14 protein-coding genes and 1 tRNA gene are annotated in these 14805 nt (G+C 72.0%); 6 read left to right on the top strand and 9 right to left on the bottom strand.

Translation table 11 applies throughout. From position 1 onward, the window contains the following. The first annotated feature begins 18 nt into the window (after positions 1-18). Complete coding sequence (gene ppc, locus EV284_RS27125; protein WP_130338669.1) at positions 19-2751, top strand: phosphoenolpyruvate carboxylase; 2733 nt, start codon at positions 19-21, stop codon at positions 2749-2751. Positions 2752-2877: 126 nt separating this feature from the next. Here ppc and EV284_RS27120 read toward each other — a convergent pair whose 3' ends face one another. The 7 genes from EV284_RS27120 to EV284_RS27090 all read right to left on the bottom strand — a co-directional run bounded on the left by EV284_RS27120 (position 2878) and on the right by EV284_RS27090 (position 8575). Then, complete coding sequence (locus tag EV284_RS27120) at positions 2878-3366, bottom strand: hypothetical protein (RefSeq protein WP_242625840.1); 489 nt, start codon at positions 3364-3366, stop codon at positions 2878-2880. Between the two features lie 65 nt (positions 3367-3431). Further along, complete coding sequence (pth, locus tag EV284_RS27115) at positions 3432-4028, bottom strand: aminoacyl-tRNA hydrolase (RefSeq protein WP_130338665.1); 597 nt, start codon at positions 4026-4028, stop codon at positions 3432-3434. Positions 4029-4112: 84 nt separating this feature from the next. Beyond that, positions 4113-4709 carry a 50S ribosomal protein L25/general stress protein Ctc gene (locus EV284_RS27110; RefSeq protein ID WP_130338663.1) on the bottom strand — a complete coding sequence of 199 codons (597 nt, stop codon included), beginning with the start codon at positions 4707-4709 and terminating at the stop codon, positions 4113-4115. Positions 4710-4912: 203 nt separating this feature from the next. Beyond that, the gene (locus EV284_RS27105) at positions 4913-5893 is read right to left on the bottom strand and encodes a ribose-phosphate diphosphokinase (RefSeq protein ID WP_130338661.1); all 981 of its coding nucleotides are present in this window, start codon (positions 5891-5893) and stop codon (positions 4913-4915) included. Between the two features lie 149 nt (positions 5894-6042). Then, a complete protein-coding gene (glmU, locus tag EV284_RS27100; RefSeq protein WP_130338659.1) occupies positions 6043-7491 on the bottom strand; it encodes a bifunctional UDP-N-acetylglucosamine diphosphorylase/glucosamine-1-phosphate N-acetyltransferase GlmU in 1449 nt (482 codons plus the stop codon). Between the two features lie 125 nt (positions 7492-7616). After that, positions 7617-7687, bottom strand: a tRNA-Gln gene (locus EV284_RS27095). A 6-nt stretch (positions 7688-7693) separates the two neighbouring features. Further along, positions 7694-8575: a hypothetical protein gene (locus EV284_RS27090; protein WP_130338657.1), complete on the bottom strand. Its 882-nt coding sequence runs from the start codon at positions 8573-8575 to the stop codon at positions 7694-7696. Between the two features lie 144 nt (positions 8576-8719). On the opposite strand from EV284_RS27090, the gene EV284_RS27085 reads away from it, so the two are divergent. The 5 genes from EV284_RS27085 (at position 8720) to EV284_RS27065 (ending at position 13401) form a co-directional block, all read left to right on the top strand. Continuing rightward, positions 8720-10051: a histidine kinase gene (locus EV284_RS27085; protein ID WP_130338655.1), complete on the top strand. Its 1332-nt coding sequence runs from the start codon at positions 8720-8722 to the stop codon at positions 10049-10051. Between the two features lie 175 nt (positions 10052-10226). Continuing rightward, a complete protein-coding gene (locus EV284_RS27080) occupies positions 10227-10757 on the top strand; it encodes an EF-hand domain-containing protein (RefSeq protein ID WP_130338653.1) in 531 nt (176 codons plus the stop codon). A gap of 33 nt (positions 10758-10790) precedes the next feature. Next, the gene (locus EV284_RS27075; RefSeq protein WP_130338651.1) at positions 10791-11873 is read left to right on the top strand and encodes an isocitrate/isopropylmalate family dehydrogenase; all 1083 of its coding nucleotides are present in this window, start codon (positions 10791-10793) and stop codon (positions 11871-11873) included. Next, complete coding sequence (locus tag EV284_RS27070; protein WP_207229148.1) at positions 11870-12535, top strand: isochorismatase family cysteine hydrolase; 666 nt, start codon at positions 11870-11872, stop codon at positions 12533-12535. Before EV284_RS27075 ends, EV284_RS27070 begins: the two co-directional genes overlap by 4 nt. Continuing rightward, entirely contained in the window at positions 12520-13401 is an 882-nt protein-coding gene (locus EV284_RS27065; protein WP_130338649.1) for an SAM-dependent methyltransferase, read from the top strand. The genes EV284_RS27070 and EV284_RS27065 overlap by 16 nt, the downstream gene beginning before the upstream one ends. Here EV284_RS27065 and EV284_RS27060 read toward each other — a convergent pair. Beyond that, positions 13388-13921, bottom strand: a complete 534-nt coding sequence (locus EV284_RS27060) for an SUKH-3 domain-containing protein (protein ID WP_130338647.1) — start codon at positions 13919-13921, stop codon at positions 13388-13390. The two genes, EV284_RS27065 and EV284_RS27060, sit on opposite strands and share 14 nt — an antisense overlap. A gap of 62 nt (positions 13922-13983) precedes the next feature. Next, entirely contained in the window at positions 13984-14499 is a 516-nt protein-coding gene (locus EV284_RS27055) for a YwqJ-related putative deaminase (protein ID WP_130338645.1), read from the bottom strand. Between the last annotated feature and the right edge of the window lie 306 nt (positions 14500-14805).

Genomic DNA, 14805 nt, shown 5'->3' with positions numbered 1-14805 from the left:
CCGCAAGGAGCCGCACCTGTGAGCAGTGTCGACGACCAGACCACCACGAACGGCCAGGCGCTGCGCGCCGACATCCGGCGCCTGGGCGATCTCCTGGGCGAGACCCTCGTCCGCCAGGAGGGCCCCGAGCTGCTGGAACTGGTCGAGAAGGTCCGCCGCCTCACCCGCGAGGACGGCGAGGCCGCGGCCGAGCTGCTGCGCGGCACCGAGCTGGAGACCGCCGCCAAGCTGGTGCGCGCCTTCTCCACCTACTTCCACCTCGCCAACGTCACCGAGCAGGTGCACCGCGGCCGCGAGCTGCGCGCCCGCCGGGCCACCGAGGGCGGTCTGCTCTCCCGCACCGCCGACCGGCTCAAGGACGCCGACCCCGAGCACCTGCGGGACACCGTCCGCAACCTCAACGTGCGCCCGGTCTTCACCGCCCACCCCACCGAGGCCGCCCGCCGCTCGGTCCTCAACAAGCTGCGCCGGATCGCGGAGCTCCTGGACACCCCCGTCCTCGACTCCGACCGCCGCCGCCACGACGTACGGCTCGCCGAGAACATCGACCTCGTCTGGCAGACCGACGAACTGCGCGTGGTCCGCCCCGAGCCCACCGACGAGGCCCGCAACGCCATCTACTACCTGGACGAGCTGCACGCCGACGCCGTCGGGGACGTCCTGGAGGACCTCACCGCCGAGCTGGAGCGGGTCGGCGTCACCCTGCCGCCCGACACCCGCCCGCTGACCTTCGGCACCTGGATCGGCGGCGACCGCGACGGCAACCCCAACGTCACCCCCCAGGTCACCTGGGACGTGCTGATCCTCCAGCACGAGCACGGCATCAACGACGCGCTGGAGATGATCGACCAGCTCCGTGGCCTGCTCTCCAACTCCATCCGCTACGCGGGTGCCACCGGGGAACTCCTGGACTCCCTGGAGGCCGACCTGGAGCGCCTGCCGGAGATCAGCCCCCGCTACAAGCGGCTCAACGCCGAGGAGCCCTACCGGCTCAAGGCCACCGCGATCCGGCAGAAGCTGGAGAACACCAAGCAGCGCCTGGCCCGCAACACCCCGCACGAGGAGGGCCGGGACTACCTCGGCACCGCCGAACTCCTCGCCGACCTGCGGATCATCCAGACCTCCCTGCGCGAGCACCGGGGCGCCCTCTTCGCCGACGGCCGCATCGACCGCGTCATCCGCACCCTGGCCGCCTTCGGCCTCCAGCTCGCCACCATGGACGTCCGCGAGCACGCCGACGCCCACCACCACGCCCTCGGCCAGCTCTTCGACCGGCTCGGCGAGGAGTCCTGGCGCTACGCCGACATGCCCCGCGAGTACCGCGCCAAGCTGCTCGCCAAGGAGCTGCGCTCGCGCCGCCCGCTCGCCCCGAGCCCGGCCCCGGTCGACGCCGCCGCGGCCAAGACCCTCGGCGTCTTCCAGACCGTCCGGCGGGCGCTGGAGGTCTTCGGGCCCGAGGTCGTCGAGTCGTACATCATCTCGATGTGCCAGGGCGCCGACGACGTGTTCGCCGCGACCGTGCTGGCCCGCGAGGCCGGACTGCTGGACCTGCACGCCGGCTGGGCGAAGATCGGCATCGTGCCGCTGCTGGAGACCACCGACGAGCTGAAGGCCGCCGACACCATCCTGGAGGACATGCTCTCCGACCCGTCCTACCGGCGCCTGGTCGCGCTGCGCGGGGACGTGCAGGAGGTCATGCTGGGCTACTCCGACTCCTCCAAGTTCGGCGGCATCACCACCAGCCAGTGGGAGATCCACCGCGCCCAGCGCCGGCTGCGCGACGTCGCCCACCGCTACGGCGTACGGCTGCGTCTCTTCCACGGCCGCGGCGGCACCGTCGGCCGCGGCGGCGGCCCCTCGCACGACGCGATCCTCGCGCAGCCCTGGGGCACCCTGGAGGGCGAGATCAAGGTGACCGAGCAGGGCGAGGTCATCTCCGACAAGTACCTGATCCCGTCCCTCGCGCGGGAGAACCTTGAGCTGACGGTCGCCGCCACCCTCCAGGCGTCCGCCCTGCACACCGCGCCCCGCCAGTCCGACGAGGCGCTCGCCCGCTGGGACGCGGCCATGGACGTGGTCTCCGACGCCGCCCACGCCGCCTACCGCCGGCTCGTCGAGGACCCGGACCTGCCGACGTACTTCCTCGCCTCCACGCCGGTCGACCAGCTCGCCGAGCTGCACCTGGGCTCGCGCCCCTCGCGCCGCCCCGGCTCCGGCGTCTCGCTGGACGGACTGCGGGCCATCCCGTGGGTGTTCGGCTGGACCCAGTCCCGGCAGATCGTCCCCGGCTGGTTCGGCGTCGGCTCCGGACTGAAGGCCCTGCGCGAGGCCGGTCTGGACACCGTGCTCGGTGAGATGCACGAGCAGTGGCACTTCTTCCGGAACTTCATCTCCAACGTCGAGATGACGCTCGCCAAGACCGACCTGCGCATCGCCCAGCACTACGTGGACACGCTCGTCCCCGACGAGCTGAAGCACGTCTTCGAGACCATCAAGGCCGAGCACGAGCTGACCGTGGCCGAGGTGCTGCGCATCACCGGCGAGGACGAGCTCCTCGCCGCACAGCCCGAGCTGCGGCAGACCCTCGGTATCCGCGACGCCTACCTGGACCCGATCTCCTACCTCCAGGTGGCCCTGCTCAAGCGCCAGCGCGACGCGGCCGCCGCCGGTGAGGAGCCCGACCCGATCCTGGGCCGCGCCCTCCTGCTCACCGTCAACGGCGTCGCGGCGGGCCTGCGCAACACCGGCTGATCCGCGGTGCGTACGGCCGTGCCCCCGGAGCGCGTCGGCTCCGGGGGCACCGGCGTATCAGGACACCTTCTCGGCACAGCCCTCCCAGGACACCCCGCTCAGGACAGCCCTCCCAGGACGCCCCGCTCAGGACAGCACGAAGGCCGCCGTCAGCAGGCCCGCGCCCGCCAGGCCCAGCACCCAGGCCGCCCGGGGCATCCGCATGCCGCCCGCGACCACCACCGAGGCCAGCAGCAGCGCCCCGCCGAGCGGCAGCCAGGCCAGCAGGACACCGGAGACGCCCGCGCGCACCGCGACATCCGTACCGGGTTCGAGGACGACGTCGTAGCTGTGCCCCTCGCGCACCACCACCGACCGCCCGATGCGGACGGAGGACCGCGGGGTGGCGCCCGGCGACAGCGGCTCGAACGTGCCCGCGCAGTGCTCCGGCAGACAGTCCGTCACCGTCAGCGTGCCGCGTTCGCGCCCCTTGGGCAGCATCGCGTGCTGCGCGGCCCCCCAGGACCCCCACGCCCCGGCGAACACGATCAACGCGGCGAACACCCCCGCGACCACGACCCGGCCCACCCGGACGACGGACCCGGAACGCGGGGAACTGGCGGAGGCAGCAGGCATGGCCGGGATCATTGGCCATATCCCTACGGCGGGTCAACTCCACCGTCCCGCCGACCGCCCGGACGCTACGCGTTGTAGGCCGACTGAGCCCGCTCCAGCCCCTCCGTCACCAGACACTCCACCGCGTCCGCCGCACGGTCCACGAAGTAGTCCAGCTCCTTGCGCTCGGCGGAGGCGAAGTCCTTCAGCACGAAGTCCGCCACCTGCATCCGGCCCGGCGGACGGCCGATACCGAAGCGGACGCGGTGGTAGTCGGGGCCCATCGCCTTCGTCATCGACTTCAGACCGTTGTGCCCGTTGTCGCCGCCGCCCAGCTTCAGCCGCAGAGCGCCGTAGTCGATGTCCAGCTCGTCGTGGACCGCCACCACCTGGGAGAGCGGCACCTTGTAGAACTCCCGCAACGCGTTCACCGGACCGCCCGACAGGTTCATGTACGACATCGGTTTGGCCAGGATCACCCGCCGGTTCGCCGGACCCACCGGACCGATCCGGCCCTCCAGCACCTGCGCCTGCGCCTTGCCGGCACGCTTGAACTTCCCGCCGATCCGCTCCGCGAGCAGATCCACCGCCATGAAACCGACGTTGTGCCGGTTCATCGCGTACTCCGGCCCCGGATTACCGAGCCCGACCACCAGCCAAGGGGCGTTCGCGGGGGTACTCAACGACCCATCTCTCCTCGGTATGCGCCAGCCGCCGCCCCCGGAGAACGGGGACGACGGCTGACGGATGACTCAAACCGGTACGGCTCAGGCCTCGGCGGACTCTTCGCCCTCGGCGGCCTCGTCCTCGGCCGGCTCCTCGACCTGGGCGGCCAGGACCTGGAGGACGACGGCGTCGCCCTCGACGGCCAGGGAGACACCCTTGGGGAGCTGGATGTCCTTGGCGAGCACGGAGGCACCGGCCTCCAGGCCCTCGACGGAGACCGTCACGGACTCGGGGATGTGGGTGGCCTCGGCCTCGACCGGCAGCGCGTTCAGCACGTGCTCGAGCAGGTTGCCGCCCGGGGCCAGCTCGCCCTCGGCGACGACCGGGATCTCGACGTTGACCTTCTCGCCACGCTTGACCAGCAGCAGGTCGACGTGCTCCAGGAAGCCCTTCAGCGGGTCGCGCTGCACGGACTTCGGGATGGCCAGCTCGTTGGTCTTGCCGTCGATGTCCAGGGCGATCAGGACGTTCGGCGTACGCAGCGCCAGCAGCAGCTCGTGGCCCGGCAGGGTCAGGTGCAGCGGGTCGGAACCGTGGCCGTAAAGGACACCGGGAACCTTGTTGTCACGGCGGATGCGGCGGGCGGCACCCTTGCCGAACTCGGTGCGGGACTCGGCGGCGAGCTTGACCTCGGACATACGGATCACTCCTCGAACAGGTAGATCGGACGGGGTCACCCGGCCACGAACGGCCTGCTACGAAGAGCGCGTCGATAACGGACAACCGGCACCCGTGAAACACGAGCGCGGCCTCCCTCGCCGAGCAACTGTCGCAGTCTACTCGGCAAGGGGGCCGCGCCCAAAAGGATCTTCCGCCGCCCCTCAGAGGGCCCGCAGAAACCTCACTGCTCGTCGAAGAGGCTCGTCACCGAACCGTCCTCGAACACCTCACGCACCGCGCTGGCGATCGTCCCCGCGATCGACAGCACCGTGATCTTGTCCAGGTCCGCCGCCAGCTCACCCGGCGTCGGCAGCGTGTCGGTGAACACGAACTCGCTCACCCGCGAGTTCTTCAGCCGGTCCGCCGCCGGACCCGACAGCACACCGTGCGTCGCCGTCACGATGACGTCCTCGGCCCCGTGCGCGAACAGCGCGTCCGCGGCCGCGCAGATCGTGCCACCGGTGTCGATCATGTCGTCCACCAGGACACAGATACGGCCCTCGACGTCACCCACGACCTCGTGCACCGTGACCTGGTTCGCCACGTCCTTGTCCCGGCGCTTGTGCACGATCGCCAGCGGCGCGCCCAGCCGGTCGCACCAGCGGTCGGCCACCCGCACCCGGCCCGCGTCCGGGGAGACCACGGTCAGCTTCGACCGGTCCACCTTCGCGCCCACGTAGTCCGCCAGCAGCGGCAGCGCGAACAGGTGGTCCACCGGACCGTCGAAGAAGCCCTGGATCTGGTCCGTGTGCAGATCCACGGTCAGGATGCGGTCCGCACCCGCCGTCTTCATCAGGTCCGCGATCAGACGCGCCGAGATCGGCTCACGGCCACGGTGCTTCTTGTCCTGCCGGGCATACCCGTAGAACGGCACGATCACCGTGATGGAGCGCGCCGACGCCCGCTTCAGAGCGTCGATCATGATCAACTGCTCCATGATCCACTTGTTGATCGGCGCCGTGTGGCTCTGGATCAGGAAACAGTCCGCGCCGCGGGCCGACTCCTGATAACGCACATAGATCTCACCGTTGGCGAAGTCGAACGCCTTGGTCGGGACGACCCCCACACCGAGCCTGTGAGCGACCTCCTCGGCAAGTTCGGGGTGGGCGCGGCCGGAGAAGAACATCATCTTCTTCTCGCCGGTCGTCTTGATCCCGGTCACAGCACTGTCTCCTCAGAGGTTCTCAGCCAGCCGCCGGCCAAGCGACCTCTCGACGGGGCACGAGAGGGCCGAATCAGCTGGTAGGGGTGCGGTTGTGCACTTATCACGGTACGCCGTGTTTGACGCGGCCGTTTCCTGCGAGCCCTCCCTCAGCCCTCGTCCACGCCCGCCCCGGACGCCGCCTCCGCCGCCTTCGCGGCCGCGCTCCCAGGACGCTTACGAGCCACCCAGCCCTCGATATTCCGCTGCTGACCACGGGCCACGGCCAGCGCGCCGGGCGGCACATCCTTCGTGATCACAGACCCCGCGCCGGTGTACGCGCCGTCCCCGACCGTGACAGGAGCCACAAACATGTTGTCCGAACCGGTCTTGCAGTGCGACCCCACCGTCGTGTGGTGCTTGCTCTCACCGTCGTAGTTCACGAACACGCTCGCCGCGCCGATGTTCGTGAAGTCACCGATCGTCGCGTCCCCCACGTACGACAGATGCGGAACCTTCGTCCCCTCACCGATCGACGCGTTCTTCGTCTCCACGTACGTACCGATCTTCGACCGCACACCCAGCCGCGTACCGGGCCGCAGATACGCGTACGGACCCACCGACGCGCCCTCGCCGACCACCGCGCCGTCCGCCACCGTGTTGTCCACGCGCGCGCCCGCGCCCACCACCGTGTCGTTCAGACGGCTGTTCGGGCCGACCTCCGCGCCCTCCCCGATCCGCGTCGCACCGGTGAGCTGCGTACCCGGGTGCACCACCGCGTCCCGGCCGAACCCGACCGTCACGTCCACCCATGTCGTCGCCGGGTCCACCACGGTCACGCCGTCCAGCATCGCGGCCGTCAGTAGACGGTCGTTCAGCGTCCGGCGGGCCTCCGAGAGCTGCACCCGGTTGTTGATCCCGGCGATCTCCCGGTGGTCACCCGCCACCGACGCGCCCACCCGGTGCCCGGCCGCCCGCAGGATGCCCAGCACATCGGTCAGGTACTCCTCGCCCTGGCTGTTGTCGGTACGCACCTGCTTCAGCGCGTCCGCCAGCAGCAGGCCGTCGAACGCGAACACACCGCTGTTGATCTCGGCGATCGCCCGCTGCTCGGCGGTCGCGTCCTTGTGCTCCACGATCGCGGTCACCGCGCCGCTCGCGCCGTCCCGCACGATCCGGCCGTAACCGGTCGCGTCCGGGACCTCGGCGGTCAGCACGGTCACGGCGTTGCCGTCCGCCCGGTGCGTGCCGGTGAGGGCCGCCAGGGTGTCCGCGGTCAGCAGGGGCGTGTCGCCGCAGACCACCACGACGGTGCCGTCCACCGGGCCGCCCAGCTCCTCCAGCGCCATGCGTACCGCGTGCCCGGTGCCGTTCTGCCGCTCCTGCACGGCCGTGCGGACCCCGGGGTCGATCTCGGCGAGGTGGGCGGCGACCTGCTCACGGGCGTGGCCGACGACGACCACCAGCTCGGCGGGGTCCAGCTCACGGGAGGCGGCCAGCACGTGACCGACCAGGGAGCGGCCGCAGATCCGGTGCAGGACCTTCGGTGTGGCCGACTTCATACGGGTGCCCTCACCCGCTGCGAGAACGACGACGGCTGCCGGGCGAATGGCGCTCACGGAGTTGCCTTTCGGCTCTGGGGGGAGGTGGTGACTGGCGGCAGAATACCGGGGGGCTTTTCGGCGGACATGAGAGCGGGTCCCGCCGGGGGGGTGTGCCGGTCGGGACCCGAACTGAGCATTTGCTCCCAGGGGAGGACTCGAACCCCCATGATCAGAACCAAAATCTGACGTCTTGCCCTTAGACGACCTGGGATTGCCGCTATGTCCGATTCGATTGATCGGCTTCGCGCGCGGCCTCCACTATGCCGTACCAGGCGCCCTCGATGCGACGGTACAAGTCTGCGCTTTTCAGGACTTTGATCACGAGGCAACCCCGGTAGGCGTCGCCCGTGTTCCGCCGGACGGTCTTCGGGTTGTGCTTCTTGAGGGACGTCTTGTTGAAGGCGGCGCGGTCCGCGTCGACCACCTCGGCCCAGAACCGCTCGGCGCCGGGTACGTCCGCGGTCTCGTGGATCAGCACCGTGAAGCGCAGCCGCTCGCGCTCGACGCCCAGCAGGTCGAGCCAGGCGAGGAAGGTCGTGATCATTCCGGGGTCGCTGTTGACGAACGTGACGTGCTCGCGGCGGTCGTACGGCTTGTCCTTGGTTCCTTCCGCCCAGTAGAGCCCGACGCCGACCAGGAACAGCTCGCGTTCGGACAGCGCGCCGACCCTCCGTCGGGCCTCGTCCTTGGTTCGTCGGCGCTCCTCGTCCCGGATGCGCAGCTTCTCCTCCCATCCCTTTCTGGCGATGGCCGCCGCCTCCTCGGGCGACCGCTTCCGCTCCGGCTTCGGCAGGTCCCGTACCCACAGCGACACCGAGCTGCGCGAGCAGCCCAGTGCGGCTTCGATCTGGTCGTAGGTACAGCCCTGGCGGCGGAGTTCCCGGGCCTGCTCCCGGAGGGCGTCCTTGGCGTTCGGGCGCTTGGTCCACTCCGGGGCCGGTTCGCCGTGGACGAGGCGGTTGAGGAGGTCGTTGTTGTGGATTTTCAGGTGGTCGCGGATCTGGCGGAGGCTCATGCCCTGACGGCGGAGGGCGACGGCCTGGGCGCGGAGGTCTTCGAAGTCGGCGTACTTGGAGGTTTTGCCCGGTGAATGTGCCATTTGCATATCGTCCGGGCGGAATGCGGGCCTCCGGGGGCCCGTGCGGTGGAGTTCAGTAGTTCGAGTGACGGAGGGGTCCGCGGCCGGGGCGGGTAGGGGAAAGTCACCGGAAATGCCGCCGGGGGCGCCCGTAGGCTGGAGGGCATGACCACGACGGGGGAAGACCACACCAGGGCGCCGACCGGCCCGTGGTGGTGGGAGAGACGGCGCGGTGCGGCGCTGGACGTCGGCCTGGGGCTGGCGTCGGCGGTGGAGTGCGGCGCGGAGGGCGTGCCGTTCGCGCGGGACGCGGGCGTGCCGCTGTGGCTCGGTGTCGTGTTCGGGCTGCTGGCTGGTTCGGTGCTGCTGGTGCGCCGGAAGTGGCCGGTCGCGGTGGTCCTGGTGGCGATCGCGGTGACGCCCGCCCAGATGGGCTTCCTGATGGGCATCGTCGGCCTGTACACGCTGGCGGCGTGCGAGCTGCCGCGCCGGGTGATCGTGGCGCTGGCGGGCATGTCGCTGGTGGGCACGATGATCGTGACGTTCGTGCGGGTGCGCCAGGACATGGCGCGCGGGGATCTGACGCTGGGCGACTGGTTCGTGCCGTTCGCCGCGGTGACCACTTCGCTGGGCCTGACGGCGCCTCCGCTGCTGCTGGGGCTGTACGTGGGTGCCCGGCGCCGGCTGATGGAGAGCCTGCGGGAGCGGGCGGACAGCCTGGAGCGGGAGTTGCAGTTGCTCGCGGAGCGGGCGGAGGAGCGCGCGGAGTGGGCGCGGAGCGAGGAGCGCACGCGGATCGCGCGGGAGATGCACGACGTGGTGGCGCACCGGGTGAGTCTGATGGTGGTGCACGCGGCGGCGTTGCAGGCGGTGGCCCGCAAGGACCCGGAGAAGGCGGTGCGGAACGCGGCGCTGGTGGGGGACATGGGCCGGCAGGCGCTGACGGAGCTGCGGGAGATGCTCGGGGTGCTGCGGTCGGGGGATGCCGGGGAGGCGGTGCGGCGGCGGGTGGCGCCGGAGCCGGTTCCGGTGCCGTTGGCCGCGGTGGGGGCCGCGGCGGCGGAGGCGGCGTCGAAGGCGGCGGCCGAGGTGGTCGTGGTGGACGGGCCGTGTCTGTCGGAGCTGGAGGAGCTGGTGGGGCAGTCGGCGGCGGCCGGGATGGTGGTGGCGCTGTCGGTGGAGGGTGAGCTGCGGTCGTATCCGGCGGAGGTGGAGCAGACCGCGTACCGGGTGGTGCAGGAGGCGTTGACGAACGTGCACAAGCACGCGGCGGGCGCGAAGACGTATGTGCGGCTCGCTCATCGGCCGGCGGAGCTGGCGATGCAGGTGGAGAACGATGCGCCGCCGGAGCCGGGCTCGGCGTCGGCGGGTCTGCCGTCGGGCGGCAATGGTCTGGTGGGGATGCGGGAGCGGGTCGTGGCGCTGGGGGGCGTGTTCGTGTCGGGGCCGACGGATGCGGGGGGTTTCCGGGTGTCGGCGGTGATTCCGGCGGCTTAGGCCCGCGTTCTCGGCGGCCGCTTGTGTCGTGTTCGCCGCCCAATCCTCGGTACGTGCTGAATCCCCCCATGGGATGAACGTGTCCGCCGGGCGGCATGCGGGGGGCTGTGGGGACGCAGTGTGTCGGTGCGTGCCGAGGGGTTCGGGGCGAGTCGACGAAGGGGTCTGGTCAGTCATGCGTGCTGAGGCCATCGACCGGGTGACGCTGGTGTTCTCGCTGTTCGACGCGAATGGCAGCGGTCGTCTGGACCCGGAGGACTTCGAGCTGATGGCGTCGCGGGTGACGGCGGCGGCGGAGGGGTCGGGGGAGGGTGCGCGGGCGCGGATGTCGGCGGCGTTCCAGCGGTACTGGGAGACGCTGGAGGGGGAGCTGGACGCGGACGGGGACGGGCGGATCACGCTGGAGGAGTACCGGGCGTGTGTGCTGGCGCCGGAGCGGTTCGCGGGGACGGTGCGGGAGTTCGCGGAGGCGTTGGCGGCGTTGGGTGATCCGGACGGGGACGGGGCGGTCGGGCGGCCGTTGTTCACGGCGCTGATGCGGGCGATCGGTTTCGCGGGCCCGAACATCGACGCGCTGTTCGACGCGTTCGGTCCGGACGGGGAGGACCGGATCGCGGTGGCGACCTGGGTGGCGGGGATCGAGGACTTCTACGCGCCGGACAAGGCGGGGATTCCGGGGGATCACCTGGTGGGCGCGGTGGTCTGAGGCGGGGCGGGTCGGGGAGAGGGGCGGTCCGGGGTGACGGTCGTGGGGCTCGCCGTGGGGCGGGGTACGGGCGCGGAGGTGGCCGGGGTCTTCGAGCGGGTGCTGGGGCATCTGGCGGGGGCGTACGGGGTGCCGGTGCGGGTGGAGCGTGCGGAGCGGGTCTACCACTCGTATGTGTCGCTGCGGGGTGAGGCGCCGGAGCGGGTCGCGGCGCTGACCGAGGAGGACGCGGCGCATTACGAGGCGTTCTGCCGGGGGCTGGCGGGCCGGGGGGTCTCGGCGGTGTTCCGTACGGCGGTCAACGCGCAGTCGTTGTATCTGGTGCGGCAGCGCCTTCGTGCGGTGAAGGTGGACGGGCTGGGGGGTCCGCCGGGCGGGGTGGCGCCGGAGCTGCTGCTGGTGCGGGATCAGGCGCAGGGGTTCTACACGGGGGAGAACCGGCATGAGCCGGGGCGTGTGGTGCGGACGATGGAGTTCGCCGAGTCGGTCACGAACGAGGTGATCGACTGCGCGTTGGCGCGGGCGCGGCTGGTGTGGCCCGGGGGCGGGGCGGCGCGGGTGGTGATGGCGTACAAGTTCCATCTGCTGGACGGGGCGCTGGACGACTGGGTGCGGCGGGCGGCTGAGCGGCACGGGGTGGAGATCCGGTTGTGCCAGCCGGACACGGTGAACCGGGATCTGATCGCGCACGGGCTGCCGCCGAGGACGGTGGTGGTGGCGGGGAACGAGTGGGCGGACATCATGCATGTGGTGCTGCTGGACCGGTTCGGGGGTGAGCGGCAGGAGAGCCGGTTCTCGGAGAACGTGCATCTGCTGCCGGGGGTGGCGGGGCTGGTGGAGTTCCAGACGGTGCACGGCTCGGCGGACGATCTGGAGGGCCGTGGTCTGGTGAATCCGGTGGCGGCGATCCGGGCGGCGGCGGCCGTGGCGGAGCGGCATGTGGGGTGTGCGGGGGCGGTGGCCGCGGTGGAGGGGGCGCTGGCGGGGCTGGCGGCGCGGGGGGTGGGCACGGCGGACGTGGGGGGTTCGGCGTCGACGGGGGAGGTGGTGGCCGGGGTGCTGGCGGGGCTGGGGGTGTCGGGTCCGGGGGCGGAGGCGCTGGTGGCGGGGGCGTGAGCGGGGTGGTGCTGGTGGTGGTCGACCTGCAGAACGATTTCTGCGACGCGTCGGCCGCCGCCCGTCATGGGAGCGATCCGGGGGTGCTCGCGGAGGCGGCGGGGGCCGCGGCCGGGGTGGTGGAACAGGCGCGGTCGGCGGGGGTGGAGGTGGTGTTCGTCCGGTTCCTGGGGGATGTCGGGTATCAGGGGGCGAGCTGGCGCCGGCGGGACCGGGCGCGGGGGAAGCGTCCGAAGTGTGTGACGGGGAGCGGGGGCGCGGAGTTTCACGGGGTGGTGCCGGCCGCGGGGGAGCGGGTGTTCACCAAGTACGCGTGTTTCGACGCGTTCCTGGCGGAGGGGTTCGAGCGGTATCTGCGGGAGCGGGGGGTGGTGCGGCTGGTGTTCGCGGGGGTGTTCACCGATGTGTGTGTGGATTCGACGGCGCGGACGGCGTTCCAGAAGGGGTTCGAGGTGTCGGTGCTGACGGACTGCACGACGCCGTTGCATCTGCCGGAGCCGGTGATCCTGTCGTTCATGCGGCGGGTGTACGGGGCCCGGCTGACGACGCGTGCGGACCCGGAGTTGTGGGCCGCGTGTCCTTCGACGGAGGGGGAATCATCGCAACCGTCGGTACGGCCGGCCGGTCCGGTGCCGGTGACTTCGGAGTGGACGCGGGGGTAGGGGTGACCGCGCTGCTGGTGGCGGCGGCGCGGGCGATCGAGGCGCGTCGTCCGGACGCGCTGGCGCGTGACCCGTACGCGGAGTGCTTCGTGCGGGCGGCGCCCAGGTCGGCGCGCTGGCCGGTGTCCTTGGAGGAGGTGCCGCGGGGGGACGCCGATCCGGTGTGGGGGCGCCTGGCGCGGTACTTCGGGCTGCGGACGCGGGTGCTGGACGACGCGCTGCGGTCGGCGGCGCGGGCCGGGACCCGGCAGTTCGTGCTGCTGGGGGCGGGCCTGGACACGCGGGCTTTCCGGCTGGACTGGCCGTCGGGCAGCACGGTGTGGGAGGTGGACCGCCCCGGTGTGCTCGGCTTCAAGGAGCGGGTGCTGGCCCGGGAGGGCGCGGTGCCGTCGGCGGGCCGGGTGGCGGTGCCGGTGGACTTGCGCGGGGACTGGGCGGCGGCGCTGCTCGGTGCCGGTCTGGAGCCGGGGCTGCCGACGGCGTGGCTGGCGGAGGGGCTGCTGCTGTACCTCCCGGCGGCCGCCGAACGCCGGCTGGTCGCGGTCGTCGACGAGCTGAGCGCGCCGGGCAGCATGCTCGGTTACGAGGTGAAGCTGCTGGAGGAGGCCCGCGCGGTGCGGGACAGCCCGGTGTACGTGGAGGCGCGGGAGCGGCTCGGGGTGGATCTGTTGGCGTTGTTCGACGGTGATCCGCGGCCGGACTCGGCGGCGGATCTGGCGGGCCGGGGCTGGCGGACCGGGGTGGGGACGCCGTACGACCATGTCCGCCGGTACGGGCGGGGGCCGCGGCCGGAGCCGGACGACGCGCTGGCCGCCAACCGCTGGGTGCTCGCGGTGAAGGGCGCGGCGGGGGTCAGCCGGTGGTGAGGCGGGCGGGCTGGGTGCCGGCGATGAGCGCGGTCAGCGCGTGGTCGATGTCGGGGCCGAGGTACCAGTCGCCGGTGTGGTCGAGGGTGTAGACGCGGCCCTGGGTGTCGATGGCGAGGAGGGCGGCGGTGTCGGTCTCCTCGCCCAGGGGGCTGAGTTCGGTGCCGAGCGCGCGGCCGAGGTCGCCGAGGGTGCGGGCGAGGTGCAGGCCCTGGAGCGGGTCGAGGTGGAGGTTGGCCGGGGCGATCTGGCGGCCGGTGCCGGTGGGGGTGATGCGGAGTCCGCCGAACTCGGCCCAGGCTTCGACGGCGGCGGGGAAGACGGCGTGCCGGTGTCCTGCGGGGGAGAGGTGTTCGCGCAGGGTGTCGGCCCAGATCTCGGCCTGCTTTATGTCCCAGCGGCCGGGGTGCCAGCCCGCGGTGCGCAGCGCGTTGTCGACGGCGCCGGGGAAGCGGGGGGTGGTGCCGCCCGGCCCGTGCGGTGCGGTGAGCCTGGGGGATGAGGTGCGGTCGGAGTGCATCTGCCCTGTCGATCGTCGTGCTGGTGAGCTGGTTTCGGGGGCCCGGCGGGGGCGCGGCGGGGTCAGTCGCCGGTGGTGGCCGGGTCGACGACGCGGACGCCGAAGTGGGCGCTGAGGGCGGCGCAGGCGCGGCAGGGGGTGGCGAAGGAGCCGTGCAGCGGGTCGCCGTCCTCGCGTATGCGGCGGGCGGTGAGCTTGGCGTGCTTGAGGGACTTGCGGGCCTCGCCGTTGGTCATGGGGCGGCGGGCGGAGCGCCTGCTGCGGGTGGCGTCGGCGGCGGTGAGGTGCCGGGAGATGAGGATCGTTTCGGCACACCGTCCGGTGAAGCGGTCGCGCTGGCCGCTGGTGAGGGTGTCGAGGAAGTCCTGCACGAGGTGGTGCAGGGGGGCCGGCTGGTCGCCGCGGGCGGCGGTGCCGGTGAGGGTGGCGCCGCGTACGGAGAGGGCGGCGGCGACGGCGGGCAGGATGCCGTCGCGGCGGTGCAGCAGGGCGGGGGCGGGAGGTTCGGTGCTGTCGCTCCAGCCGATGCGGGGGTCGCCGGACCGCACGTCGGTACCTCCGGTCGGCATCGTGTTCATGGTCGTCTTCCCTCCCCTGGGCCCTCGCCCGGAGGACACAGAGTGCCAAATGCCGTGGCGGCTGCGGAAGCTGGGGCGGTGCGACACGCGGGGGCGGGACTCCGCGATCACGTGCGGTGACGGTCGGTCACACAACTGACGGGTGTTCGCGGGGGTGTTCGAGGGGGCGGGGCGGAGGGCCGGGGTCCGGTGGGCCGGTGACCGGCACACGTGTACCGCATAGGCTGTCGGCACCGCGCCAGGGCGCGCGGGCAAGGGCGTCGGTGACGTTGAAGACAGTCGGATACGGGTCGGGGCGTCTTGGCT

Origin of the sequence: Streptomyces sp. BK022, from assembly GCF_004217355.1 — a bacterium.
Taxonomy (GTDB): domain Bacteria; phylum Actinomycetota; class Actinomycetes; order Streptomycetales; family Streptomycetaceae; genus Streptomyces; species Streptomyces griseoluteus.
Note: the sequence above shows the minus strand (reverse complement) of the source record. Positions and strands in the feature narration are given on the sequence as shown.

What these genes read in the sequence shown, in the direction of transcription:
- EV284_RS27120 (WP_242625840.1), bottom strand. Translation starts at nt 3,366, where the DNA reads ATGCCTGCTGCCTCCGCCAGTTCCCCGCGTTCCGGGTCCGTCGTCCGG.
- EV284_RS27110 (WP_130338663.1), bottom strand. Translation starts at nt 4,709, where the DNA reads ATGTCCGAGGTCAAGCTCGCCGCCGAGTCCCGCACCGAGTTCGGCAAG.
- EV284_RS27090 (WP_130338657.1), bottom strand. Translation starts at nt 8,575, where the DNA reads ATGGCACATTCACCGGGCAAAACCTCCAAGTACGCCGACTTCGAAGAC.
- EV284_RS27085 (WP_130338655.1), top strand. Translation starts at nt 8,720, where the DNA reads ATGACCACGACGGGGGAAGACCACACCAGGGCGCCGACCGGCCCGTGG.
- EV284_RS27080 (WP_130338653.1), top strand. Translation starts at nt 10,227, where the DNA reads ATGCGTGCTGAGGCCATCGACCGGGTGACGCTGGTGTTCTCGCTGTTC.
- EV284_RS27060 (WP_130338647.1), bottom strand. Translation starts at nt 13,921, where the DNA reads ATGCACTCCGACCGCACCTCATCCCCCAGGCTCACCGCACCGCACGGG.
- EV284_RS27055 (WP_130338645.1), bottom strand. Translation starts at nt 14,499, where the DNA reads ATGAACACGATGCCGACCGGAGGTACCGACGTGCGGTCCGGCGACCCC.